This is a genomic window from Nocardia sp. NBC_01327 (assembly GCF_035958815.1).
Classification (GTDB): domain Bacteria; phylum Actinomycetota; class Actinomycetes; order Mycobacteriales; family Mycobacteriaceae; genus Nocardia.
On the sequence record NZ_CP108383.1, the window covers coordinates 9023866 to 9036022 of the forward strand.

Sequence of the window (12157 nt, forward strand, 5' to 3'; positions counted from 1 at the left end):
GCGGGCTCGTTTCTCATTGCGCCTCGGCTCGGGTCCACGGCAGCGCCAGCCGCGCCACCAGGGCCACCACGGCGTAGCCGAGTCCGGCGAGAGCGGCGGCGGCCAGGGCCATGCCCCAGGTGCGCGGCACATTGTAGGAGGTCTGCGCGGCGGTCAGGGCCACCCCGATACCGCTGTCCACCCCGCCCAGATATTCGCCGATGATCGCGCCGAGCACCGCGGACGGCGCGGCGATCTTCAAGGCCGCCAAGGTATTCGGCAGCGCCGAGATGAGCTGCACCTGCCGCATGCGCTGCCAGCGCCCGCCGCCGTACGCGCGCACCAGATCGAGACTGGTGCTGTCGGCCGAGCGCAACCCGGTCACCGCACCGACCATGGTGGGAAAGAAGCAGTACATGGCGGCCAGGAACACCGTCGGGGTGCGCCCGCCGAAAACCACCAGGATGATCGGCCCGAGCGCGAGCAGGGGCGTGCAGTAGCTGAGGATGGCCAGCTGGGTGACCAGCATTTCGATCGGCGGAATCAGCACGACCAGCAGCGCCAGCACGATCGCGAGCGCATTGCCCCACAGGAACCCCTGCAGCGCGCCCTGTGCCGTGACCCGGAAGTTGGGCCCGTACAGCGCCCAGCCGTCGCTGTACATGGTGTGCAGCACCAGCCACGGTCCCGGGATGGTCCCGTTCGCCACCTTCATGGCCGCCAGCACCGCCCAGACCGCGACCAGTGCCACGATCCCCGCCAGTCCGCCGAGTCCGGTCGTGGGGATGCGGGCGCGAAGCGCGGCCCAGTCGCGAGTCTGCGCGACCTCGACTTCCGTTGCCACGCCGGTCATTCCGCCACCACCCCGCCGTGACCGGTGCGGCCGAACAGCAATTCGGAGAGGTAATCGCAGAGTTTGTGGAATTCGGGGGTGCGCATCATCTCGGGCGTGCGCGGGCGCGGCAGGTCGATATCCACCATCTCGACCACGCGGCCGGGACGCGGACTCATGACCGCCACCACATCGGAGAGGAAGACCGCTTCGGCGATGCCGTGCGTGACCATCAGTGTGGTGGCGGGCTTTTCGGTCCAGATGCGCAGCAGTTCCAGATTCAGCCGCTGGCGCGTCATATCGTCGAGTGCGCCGAAGGGTTCGTCGAGCAGCAGGATGGAGGGTTTCACCACCAGGGCGCGCGCGATCGAAACCCGTTGCCGCATACCGCCGGACAGCTGTGCGGGCTTGGCCTTCTCGAAACCCTCGAGCCCGACCAGCGCGACCAGGTCCGCGATCAGCGCCGGATCGGCGGGCAGCCCCGCGACCTGCAGCGGCAGCTTGATATTGGATTCCACACTGCGCCAGGGCAGGAGCGCCGAATCCTGGAAGGCGATGCCGAACTCGTGCCGCCGCCGCAGCTCGGCCGGGGTCTCGCCATTGATGCGGGCGGTGCCGGCGCTCGGGGTGTCGAGTCCGGCCAGAATGCGCAGGATGGTGGATTTCCCGCAGCCGGACGGGCCGAGCAGGGACAGGAACGCCCCCTGCGCGGTATGCAGATCCACCGCGTCCAGCGCGGCGACGCTGCGCCGCCCGGACCGGAAGGTCTTGCTCAGACCGCTGATATGAATGCCTGTTCCTCCGGCGGCAACGTCCGAACTCACTGGGCCGACTTCCGAACTCATAGGGCCACGGTAAAGGCCGGGAATTGCGCAGACATTGCGAATCGGGCGACGAGATGACCAACCTGTTACGGCCGATGGCCCAACTCGATTACCGAACCTTCACCAGGCGGCGGGTTCGAACCAGTCCCGGGCTTCCCGGCGGAAGAGCAGCACGATCACCACGAGCGCACTGATCGGCCCGAGCGGCCCCGGCGGATGCCCCTCGGTAATGGACGGCACCGTCCAGAACATGTCCAGCGCGGCCAGCAGAATCGCCCCGATGCGCACCGACTGCCCGACGGACCGGAAGGTCAACGCCACCAACCCGAGCAGCCAGCTGGGCAGGAACGGTACGGCCGTCTCCATCGCGGACCGGGCTCCCAGCAACCATCCGGACGATGCGGTGCACAAGATTCCCACCACGGCCATCCCGACCGCGATCACCTGTGCCGCGCGCACCGCCCGCGGCATTCGGTATGTCTCATCCAGGTCCGGCCCCTGATCGGGCGGCATTCGGAGGTCCGACATCCCACCGAATTTACCCCGTCATCCACCCCCGCCCCCGAAACCACGCCGCACCGCGGGGGCCACTACGGCCGGGCGGCAACGGGTTCGAGTTCGGTCACCCGAACGGTGGGAGTGAGGCGATCCCGGAGCACACGGTCGATCTCACCCGCGACCGGAATGACAACGGCCGCCGCGGAGGTGGCGACCGCATCGATGAGCAGGGTCGGCCAGTGCGGGGCCGGATTAGCGGACAGGCCGGAGATGACCGCGGCGACGGCCGCGTCTCCCGCACCGGTGGGATTGCCCGCGAGCGCCTTCGGGAGCGCCGCGGACCAGGCCCGGCCGCCGGTCACGGCGATCATGCCGAGCCCACCGCGGGTGACGATGACCGCGCCCACGCCGTCCGCGATGAGCGGATCCACGGCAGCCAGGATTTCCGAGGCGGTACCGGCGGGACGGCCGGTGAGCCGTTCCAATTCCTCGATATTGGGCATGAGGACCACCCCGGGCACCTTGGCGGAGAGTTCGAGGGCCGCGCCGTCCACATCACAGATGGTGGGCACCCCGGCGCGCACGGCGGTCCGGGCGAGCTCGGCGGGCATACTCGCGTCGACGCCGCCGGGCAGCGATCCGGCAATCACCATGCCGCTCATATCGGACAGCATTCCGGCCACCCGCACCCGCAGCTGGTCCACGGCGTGCGGTTCGGAGATGCGCGGGCCGGGCTCCCACAGCGCGGTGGCGGTGCCGTCATCGGATTCGCTGATCACGACGGTGCGGCGCACCCACGGCAGCGCGTGCACGAAGTCGACCGGCATCTCCAATTCGGCCGCAGCGGCGAAGGAGTGGTCCGAGAATCCGGTGGCGCGCGCGTACTTGCCCAGCTGATTGAGCACCCGGTTCACATTGATGCCGCGACCGCCGAGCCGCTGGTCCACCGATCGCACCCGATGCGCACGACCCCGCTCGAAATGCTCGACCCGGTACGTCATGTCGTAGGCGGGGTTCATGGTCACGGTGAGGATCACCACTACAGCTAGTCCACGTCCGAGCAACGGACGCAACCCCCAAACCTCGCGAAAGGGCAGCAAAGAGGTTCGCAAAGGCAGCAATTCGTGCGAGGAAGACTTGCTGGTCGACAGCTCAGTTCGGCACGGCGCGCAGCGTGCGGGCCGCGATGACGCGCAGGTGATGTTCGACGTCCCGCTGTATGCCGAAACGTCCCGGACCTAGGTACTTTCGCGGATCCGAGGCTCCGGGGGCGGCGGCCAGTGCGATGCGGACGGCCTCGGTGAGCGCGATATTCAGGCGCGTGCCGTAATTGATCTTGACCATGCCGTGCCGGACGGCCGCGCGCAGACCCTCGTCGGGCACTCCGGAGGAGCCGTGCAGCACCAGCGGAATATCGAGAGCCGCGGCCAGGCGGGTGATGAGCTCCTCGTCCAACTGTGCCGCCCGCGTCTGCATGGCATGCACCGAGCCGACTGCCACGGCCAGAGCGTCCACGTCGGTGGCGGCGGCGAAGGCGGCGGCCTCGTCCGGATCGGTGCGCACGCCCGGGGCGTGTGCGCCGTCCTTACCGCCGACCTCGCCGAGTTCGGCTTCCACAAAAACCTCCCGCGCATGACACCAGCGCGTGATTTCCGCTGTCGCGGCGACGTTTTCGCCGTACTCGAGAGCCGCGCCGTCGTACATGACCGAGCCGAGTCCGAGCTCGACCGCCTCCCGGATCAGCGCGGTATCCGTCGCATGATCCAGATGCACCGCGAGATCGGCCGTACTGTCCTCGGCAATGGCCAGGCATGCGCGGCCCAGTGGCTTCAGACCACCGTGATACTTCACCGTATTCTCCGAAATCTGCAGTATCGCAGGCCTTTCGGTGGCCTCGGCGGCAGCGGCGATGGCTTCCGCATGCTCGAGCGTGATCACATTGAAGGCGCCGAGTCCCCCCGGCCCTGCTAGCTCGATCAGTCGCGGGACGGGTCTCAAAGGCATGGCTGCTCCTGGATATTCGGCCCGCCCACCGGTTCCACCCGAACCTGTCGAATGAGGCGATCCCGCAGTTCGTGGTCGATCTCGCCCGCCACCGGCCGGGCCACGGCCGCCGCCGAGGTGGCGACGGCATCGGCAAGCAGTGCGGGCCAGTCGATTCCGGCGACCAGACCGGCGATGACGGCAGCGGCGGCGGCATCACCCGCACCGGTCGGATTACCGGTGATCACCTCCGGCAGGCGTGCGGACCAGGCGCCGGTCGCGGTGACGGCCACCATGCCCGCGCTGCCCCGGGTGGCGATGATCGCGGCGACTCCGGCCTCGAGCAGCGGCTTCGCCACCGCCACCACGTCGGCCGCGGCGCCCGGCGCGGTACCGGTCAGGGCAAGCAGCTCATCGGTATTGGGCATGAGCACCACACCCGGCACCCGCGCCGCCGCGTGCAGCGCCGCACCGTCCACATCGCAGATGACGGGGATTCCGGCGGCGACCGCGAGCCGCGCCAGCTCGGCCGGGAAGCCGGACCGCACCCCGCCCGGCAGCGAACCGGAGATCACCATGCCGCGCGCCGCGGGCAGCAGTTCTCCGATCCGGCGGCGCAGGTCCGCCGTATCGCGCTCAGGATCGGCCAATTCCGCACCCGGCTCCCACAATCCGGTGGTGGTGCCGTCGGCCTCGCTGAGGACGACGGTGCGCCGCACCCGCGGCAGCGCCGTCACGAAGTCGACCGGCAGTTCGCGCGCCGCCTCGACGGCGAAGGCGTGATCGGCGAATCCCATTGCCACGGAACTGTTCCCCAGCGTGTTCAGCACTCGCGAGACATTGATTCCCTTACCGCCGATCCGCTGGGTCAGCACCGGAACCCGCTGCACCGCACCGTATTCGAACCGATCGAGCCGATAGGTCAGGTCGTAGGCGGGATTCATGGTCACCGTGAGAATCACAGCCAGCGCCCCCGAGACAGCACGCGGCGCAATGCCAGGTCGTGGTCGACCACCAGAAGATCCGCATAACCCCCGGCGCGCACCTCACCGATATCGGCGAGACCGGCAATGCCCGCCGGTGTCGCGGTGGCCGCGCGCACCGCATCGGCCAGCGGCACACCGCATTCACGCACCGCCCAGGCCACGCATCGCAGCAGGTGCGCGGTGCCACCGGCGATGGAACCGCCGGCAATACGCGCCACCCCCTCACTGACCTGGACATCCTGCGAGCCGAGCCGGTAGGTGCCGTCCGGCATCCCGGCTGCCGCCATGGCATCGGTGATCAGCGCGACCCGCCCCGGAGCGGCGGCGAAGGCCAGTGCGCCGAAACCGGCGTCGACATGCACCCCATCCCCGATCAGCTCCACCGAGGCCGCGCCACCCGCCGCAGCCGTGAGCGCGGCGGCCACCGGCCCGGCCGATCGGTGGTGCAGCGGTGGCATCCCGTTCCCGAGATGCGTCACCGAACTTGCCGGACCTTGGGGCCGCATGGCCGCCCGGAAGCACGCGAAATCGGCATCACTGTGACCGAGTGAGACCGTCACCCCGTGATCAGCCAATAGCCTTGCCACCGAATCGAATCCGGGCAGCTCCGGAGCCAGGGTCATCATCCGCAGATGCCCACCGGCAGCCGCGAGCAGCCGCCGGACCAGCCCCGCATCCGGATCGATCAGATACCGCGGATCGTGTGCGCCGCAGCGTATTCCCGCCAGAAAGGGCCCCTCGGCATAAATCCCCCCGATCACCCCGGACTCGGCCAGTTCCCGCAGCGCCGCGACCTGCGCCACCATGTCGTCCGGCGCGGCGCTGACGATCCCCGCCAGCACGGTGGTACTCCCCCGCTTCCGGTGATACTCCGCGGCCCCCGCCGCCTCCCCCTGATCCACGGTGTCGAACCGATGCCCCGCACCCCCGTGCACATGAATGTCCACCAGCCCGGGCAGCAATACCCCTTCGAACAGCGGTTCCGCCGAATTCGGGTGCCGCGCAGCCCATTCGGCAAAGGTGTGCACCGCGGTGATCCGCTCCCCCGCCACCGACACCACACCGTCGTCGATGGCATGGGTCGCCGACAGGATCCGCCCCCGAACCCGCACCCCCGCGATGCTCACGCCAGTACACCGCATCTGGCGAAGAGGGCGGCGCCGGTGAGGCCGGCGCGGGCGCCGAAGGCGCCGATGACCACCTCGGGCGGGGGGACCACGCGCAGGCGTTCGGTCAGGGCCTGGTGCAGGGGGTGGGCCAGGGCGTCGCCCGCGCCCGCGAGGCCGCCGCCGAGCACGATCAGTTCGGGGCAGGTGGCGTGGATGACGCCGAGCAACCCGTCGGCGAGCGCGTCGACGGCATCGTCGAGAACCGCGCGAGCCTCCGAATCATGGGCGAGACGGTCGAAGACGACCGCCGCACTGAGGCATTCGGTGCCGGTGCGCCGGGCGTAGGCGCGGGCGATGGCGGCGGCCGAGGCCACGGTCTCGACGCAGCCGGTATTGCCGCAGGGGCAGGGCAGGCCGTCCTTGCGGACCGCGATATGGCCGTATTCCCCGGCTTGGCCGATGCCGCCGCGCACGAATCGCCCACCCACGGACAGGGTTCCGCTGATGCCGGTGCCGATGATGACCACGCAGACCGAGTCCCGATCGCGCCCCGCGCCGAACCGCCACTCCGCCCAGCCGGCCGCCGCCACATCGTGTTCGAGCAGCACCGGCATCGCCCACCGATCACTGAACCGCGTCCCCACCGCCACATTCCGCCAGCCGATATTGCTGCTGAACACGGCGATCGACCGGTCCGTGTCGACCACTCCGGGCAGCAGCACCGCCGCGCGTTCCACCCGCGACCGGTCCGCCGGGGAGAGCTTGCCCAGCAAGAGATCTCCGAGCTCCAGCATGGCTGTGAAGGCCGCAGCACCGTGCGGGGTGGCGATATCACCGGCGGCCAGTACGACGCCCTCGGCGTCGGTGATCTCCGCCTTGATGGTGGTGCCGCCGACATCGAGACCGAGGACGAGCGCGTCCGCTCCAAGTCCGATGACGGTTTGCAGATTCATGCCGGGCTCCGCTCAGGAATCGAGAACTACCGAGCGAGTGAGGCTACGCGGATGGTCGGGATCCAGGCCCAGATCGGCCGCACGGAGCACACAGAGCCGGTGCAGCCGAACGAGATCCGCCATCGGATCGATCTCGCGATGTTCCAGATGTGCCCCGGTCGCGGCGATATCCGCCGCGAATCCGGGCAGCAGCGGCCCCAGCGCCCACACCGCACGCCCGGGCGCGGCGATACTGATCGGCCCGTGCCGGTACTCGGTGGACAGATAGGACTCGGTCCAGGACTGGCAGGATTCACGCAGTTTGAGCGCCGCCTCCTCGCCCAGCGCGGCGGCGAAACCCATTCCGGTGAAGGTGATCTGGTCCGCATATCGCACCGCGCCGAGGGCAGTCGCGGGGTCCTCGGCCAATACCGCTCGGGCCTGGGCGATTACGGGGGTGAGATCCTCCCCGAGGCTCCAGCGCAGGATGGCCAGCGCGGTGGTGGCGAAGCGCGTCTGCACCACCGACCGCTCGTCCACGTCATCGATGAGGATCGAATCACCCAGGGCGAGCACGGGCGTGCCGGGGCTCGAGCAGATGATCGTGCGCGGCGTCCCGGCCGGGAGCGCGCGCAGCGCGTCGATCACCTCGGTGGTGGTGCCGGACCGGCAGATCACCACATAGCGGTCGTAGTGGCGGCCGGAGGGCACCTGCCCGGCGGGCCAGGCGTCGGTCAGCCCCTGTCCGGACCGCTCGCGCAGCGCCGCATACGCGCGCGCCATGAAAAGAGATGTGCCACAACCGATCGCGGCCACATTTTCGCCGGAGACCGGAAGCAGTGCGCGATGGGTCTCGGCGACGATCCGCGCCCCTGCCCAATTATCGGGCTGCGAGGCGATCTCGATGGAGAGATGAGTAGCTGAGGGTTTTTCGGCGGAGGACAGCACCAGCCCAGCCTGCGCCCAGTGATCGTTCATGTCAAATTTACAGCCAAAGCAGTCACAATCGATCACGCCTGCGTTAGATTCGACAACAATCACCCGTTCGACCTCATCATCCTCGGTTTCGCCCGGGTGCGTGTATCGAAAGGTTCCACAAGTGAAAAGATCCCTCCACCAGACCATTGCGGGCGTGGCAGTGCTCACGGCAGCCGTCCTCGTCACCTCCTCCTGCGGCTTCGGCTCGAAAAGCTCCTCCGATAACGGCCCGAACAGCCTGAACCTGCTGGTCCCCGCCTACAGCGACGGCCCGCACGGCACCAAGGCGCTGTGGGAGGGCATTCTCAAGGGCTTCCACGACCAGAACCCGGACATCACGGTGAATCTGCAGGTGGAGTCCTGGGACACCATCAATGATGTGGTGCGAACCGATCTGCAGTCGTCCTCCAGCACGCCGGACGTCCTGAATATCGACGCCTACTCCAGCTTCGCCGGCGACAAGATGCTGTATCCGGCCTCGGATATCGTCTCCGATGCGGTGCTCGCCGATATCCAGCCCGGCTTCAAGCAGAACGCCACCATGGACGGAACCCAGTGGGCGCTACCGCTGTTCGCCTCCACCCGGACGATGTTCTACAACACCGACCTGCTCACCCGCGCCAGCGTCAGCAACCCGCCGAAGACCTGGGCCGACCTCACGGACGCGGCCAAGAAGGTCGAGGCGCTCGGCGGTGGCGTCTCCGGCTACGGCCTGCCGCTGGGCAGCGAGGAGACGCAGGGTGAGACCTCCATCTGGACCTTCGGCGCCGGTGGCAATTGGTCGGCGGACGGCAAGGTCACCGTGGACACCCCGGAGAATCTGACCGGCGTGCGCGCCATGAAGTCGCTCGCCGATGCCGGTGTGACGCAGCCCAATCCGGGTGCGACCGACCGCAAGGACGTCCTCAATGCCTTCATCCAGGGCAAGATCGGCATGATCGAGGGCCTGCCGCCGCTGATCGGCATGATCGCCGACAAGAATCCGAGCCTGAAGTACGCGACCGCGCCCTCGCCGACCGAATCGGGGCAGCCGGTGACCCTCGGCGTGGCCGATCATCTGATGGCCTTCAAGAAGGACGGCAGTAAGCAGGCCGCCATCAAGAAGCTGCTCGACTACTTCTACGCGCCGGACGCCTATACGAATTTCGTGAAGTCCGAGCACTTCATTCCGATCACCGTCAGCGGCCTCACGGCCCTCGCCGACGATCCGGTGACCAAGGCCTTCTCGGCCACCCTGCCGGTCGCCAAGTTCTACCCGAGCAATAATCCCAAATGGGCGGCGGCGCAGGGTGCGATCAAGCAGCAGCTGGGCACCATCACCCAGGGCGCCGATCCGGCCGATGTGCTGAAGAAGATCCAGCAGGCCGCGAATTGAGCAGGCGCAGAACACGATTCACGGCAGGGCTGGCCGCCCTGCCGTGGGTCGGCCCGGTGCTGATCCTGGTGGTCGCGATCGTGGTGTTCCCGGCCGGATACATGTTCTGGACCAGTACCCGGAATCTGTCGCCGTACGGCCAGGATCGCGGTTCGGCCGGATTCGCGAATTACCGGGCGCTGTTCGCGATCCCGGAATTGGAATCGGTGCTCTGGCACACGGTCTTCTGGGTCGCGGGAGTCGTCCTGATCACCCTGGTGCTGTCGGCCGCGCTGGCGCAGTTCCTGAACAAGGACTTCCCGGGACGGACGGCCGTGCGGCTGGCGGTACTGGTGCCGTGGGCGGCCTCCGTGGTGATGACTACGACGATCTTCTACTACATGCTCGACCCTGATGTCGGCGTCGCCAATCGCCTCCTGGTCGATATCGGCGTACTGGACCGGGGTTTCGGCTTCACCAAGGAGCCCACGCAGGCCTTCCTGGTGGCGATCGGCGTCGGCGTCTTCGTCTCCATCCCGTTCACCACCTACACGATTCTGGCCGGGCTGCAAGCGATTCCGGCCGAGGTGGTGGAGGCGGGCCGGGTGGACGGCGCGAATTCCTGGCAGCGCTACCGCCATATCGTGCTGCCGCAGCTGCGCCCGGCCATGGCGGTGGCCGCCATCATCAACATCATCAACGCCTTCAATTCGCTGCCGATTCTGCAGGTCCTGACCGGCAGCATCGCCGGGTTCGCCGCCGACACCACAACCACGCTCACCTTCAAGCTCATCCGGCAGAACCAGCAGATCGGTACCGCCGCGGCCATGAGCGTGCTGAATTTCGTGCTGATCGCGGTGATCATCGCGATCTACGTGAAGGTGATCCGCCCGACCGATCAGGTGGACTCGTGACGACTACGCTCCCCACTCCCGACCCGAGCGCCGCCACAGCGAAACGCCCTGTGCCCCGGCGGAAACGACGCCGCTGGGAACTGACCGCCGTGGGCGTACTGCTCGCCGCGCTCTTCCTGATCCCCTATGTGGTGATGGTGCTCGGCTCGCTCAAGTCGCGCGCCGAGATCCTGCGGATTCCGCCCACCTATCTGCCGCACGTCTGGCATCCGGACAACTACTCCACCATGTGGAGCACCCCGGAGACGCCGCTGCCGTTCAATCTGGTGAGCACGATCGTCATTTCGGTGAGCGCGACCCTGCTGGTGCTGGCGGTGGCCATCCCGGCCGCGTATTACACTGCGCGCCGCCGCTTTCCGGGCCGCGCCGCCTTTCTCGGCGTCGTGCTGATCACCCAGATGCTGCAGCCGACCGTACTGGTGACCGGTCTGATCCGGGAGTTCTTCGCGCTCGGCATCAATGACACCTGGCTGGCCATGATCCTGGTGAACGCGGCCTTCAATCTGTCCTTCGCGGTGTGGATTCTGCACAGCTTCTTCGCCGCGGTGCCGGTGGAGATCGAGGAGGCCGCGCAGCTGGACGGGCTCAGCCGGTGGCAGATCCTGAGCCGGGTGAGCCTGCCGCTGGTGTGGCCGGGCATCGTCACCGCGACCATTTTCGTGATGGTGGCCTGCTGGAACGAATTCGCCGCCAGCCTGGTGATTCTGACCACGCCGGAGAACCAGCCGCTGTCGGTGGCCCTGACGAAGTTCATCGGTCAGTACGACACGGCTTGGCAATACGTCTTCGCCATCTCTACCGTCGGTATCGTGCCGGTCGTCATCCTCTTCGCTTTCATCGAAAAACGCCTGGTCGCCGGTCTTACAGCCGGCAGTGTGAAATGACAGGAGGCGTGAAATGACCGCAGCGGCCGATCGATCCACGCGCTGGAACAGGCTGCTCGAGTTGCTGGCCGAATCCGGCCGGCTCTCGGTCGAGGAGGCGGCCGAACGATTGGCCGTCTCCCCCGCCACCGTCCGCCGCGATTTCACCTCGCTGGCCGAGCAGCAGCTGGCCACCCGCACGCACGGCGGCATTGTGGCGACCTCGGTCGCCTACGATCTGCCCGCCCGGTACCGGCACGGCGACGAGGCCAAGCAGCGCATTGCCGAACATGCGGCAGGTCTTATCGATACGCATGCCGTGGTCGGGCTCAACGGCGGCACCACCACCACCGCCGTGGCACGGGCGCTGGCGGGCCGGCCCGATCTGGCCACCGCCACGGACGAACGGCTCACCATTGTCACCAACGCGCTGAACATCGCCTCGGAGCTGGTACTGCGGCCGTATCTGCGCACCATCTGCCTCGGCGGCATGGCCAGGCGCGAGTCCTACGAACTGCACGGGCCGCTCGCCGAACGGTCACTGGCCGAATTGCGGCTGGACACACTGGTTCTCGGCGTGAACGCCATCTCCGTCGACGGCGGTGCGCAGTGCACCCATCTCGACGAGTCCGGCGTCAATGCCGAAATGGTCCGCCGCGCACGGCATGTCATCGCGGTGGCGACCTCGGACAAACTCCAGCGCACCGCACTGGCCCGGATCTGCCCGATCGAGCAGATCCACGTCCTGGTCACCGATTCCGAGGCCGACCCGGAGACCGTCGCCGGTCTGCGCGCCGCCGGCGTGCGAGTCGACCTGGTGTGAGCCGCGCGGATTGCTGACCGGTTGCCATGGGAGAGCCGATGATCCGGGCGCCGGGCGGGCTGGCGGCCCGGCGATTGTGCAC

13 protein-coding genes are annotated in these 12157 nt (G+C 68.0%); 4 read left to right on the forward strand and 9 right to left on the reverse strand.

Annotated features, from left to right (window positions below; translation table 11 throughout):
• Window positions 1-13 precede the first annotated feature (13 nt).
• The 9 genes from OG326_RS41365 to OG326_RS41405 form a co-directional block, all read right to left on the reverse strand.
• Window positions 14-832 carry an ABC transporter permease gene (locus tag OG326_RS41365; protein ID WP_442790891.1) on the reverse strand — a complete coding sequence of 273 codons (819 nt, stop codon included), beginning with the start codon at window positions 830-832 and terminating at the stop codon, window positions 14-16.
• A complete protein-coding gene (locus OG326_RS41370; protein WP_327142513.1) occupies window positions 829-1656 on the reverse strand; it encodes an ABC transporter ATP-binding protein in 828 nt (275 codons plus the stop codon). The genes OG326_RS41365 and OG326_RS41370 overlap by 4 nt, the downstream gene beginning before the upstream one ends.
• A 99-nt stretch (window positions 1657-1755) precedes the next feature.
• A complete protein-coding gene (locus OG326_RS41375; protein WP_327142514.1) occupies window positions 1756-2163 on the reverse strand; it encodes a hypothetical protein in 408 nt (135 codons plus the stop codon).
• A gap of 62 nt (window positions 2164-2225) precedes the next feature.
• Entirely contained in the window at window positions 2226-3173 is a 948-nt protein-coding gene (locus OG326_RS41380) for a hexose kinase (RefSeq protein WP_327142515.1), read from the reverse strand.
• Between the two features lie 112 nt (window positions 3174-3285).
• Window positions 3286-4137, reverse strand: coding sequence for a class II fructose-bisphosphate aldolase (locus OG326_RS41385; protein ID WP_327142516.1), 852 nt, complete (start codon window positions 4135-4137; stop codon window positions 3286-3288).
• Window positions 4128-5066: a hexose kinase gene (locus tag OG326_RS41390; RefSeq protein ID WP_327142517.1), complete on the reverse strand. Its 939-nt coding sequence runs from the start codon at window positions 5064-5066 to the stop codon at window positions 4128-4130. The genes OG326_RS41385 and OG326_RS41390 overlap by 10 nt, the downstream gene beginning before the upstream one ends.
• 8 nt (window positions 5067-5074) lie before the next feature.
• The gene (locus OG326_RS41395) at window positions 5075-6229 is read right to left on the reverse strand and encodes an N-acetylglucosamine-6-phosphate deacetylase (RefSeq protein ID WP_327142518.1); all 1155 of its coding nucleotides are present in this window, start codon (window positions 6227-6229) and stop codon (window positions 5075-5077) included.
• A complete protein-coding gene (locus OG326_RS41400; RefSeq protein ID WP_327142519.1) occupies window positions 6226-7164 on the reverse strand; it encodes an ROK family protein in 939 nt (312 codons plus the stop codon). Before OG326_RS41400 ends, OG326_RS41395 begins: the two co-directional genes overlap by 4 nt.
• A 12-nt stretch (window positions 7165-7176) precedes the next feature.
• A complete protein-coding gene (locus OG326_RS41405) occupies window positions 7177-8121 on the reverse strand; it encodes an SIS domain-containing protein (RefSeq protein WP_327142520.1) in 945 nt (314 codons plus the stop codon).
• A 121-nt stretch (window positions 8122-8242) separates the two neighbouring features.
• Between OG326_RS41405 and OG326_RS41410 the strand changes: the two genes are divergently transcribed.
• From OG326_RS41410 to OG326_RS41425, 4 genes are read left to right on the forward strand one after another with little or no spacing between them, the layout of a single operon-like run.
• Window positions 8243-9496: an extracellular solute-binding protein gene (locus OG326_RS41410; protein ID WP_327142521.1), complete on the forward strand. Its 1254-nt coding sequence runs from the start codon at window positions 8243-8245 to the stop codon at window positions 9494-9496.
• Window positions 9493-10389 (forward strand): carbohydrate ABC transporter permease, encoded by an 897-nt coding sequence (locus OG326_RS41415; RefSeq protein WP_327142522.1) that lies wholly within the window; start codon window positions 9493-9495, stop codon window positions 10387-10389. The genes OG326_RS41410 and OG326_RS41415 overlap by 4 nt, the downstream gene beginning before the upstream one ends.
• A complete protein-coding gene (locus OG326_RS41420) occupies window positions 10386-11273 on the forward strand; it encodes a carbohydrate ABC transporter permease (protein ID WP_327142523.1) in 888 nt (295 codons plus the stop codon). Before OG326_RS41415 ends, OG326_RS41420 begins: the two co-directional genes overlap by 4 nt.
• Window positions 11274-11286: 13 nt before the next feature.
• Entirely contained in the window at window positions 11287-12075 is a 789-nt protein-coding gene (locus OG326_RS41425; protein ID WP_327142524.1) for a DeoR/GlpR family DNA-binding transcription regulator, read from the forward strand.
• Window positions 12076-12157: the final 82 nt, after the last annotated feature.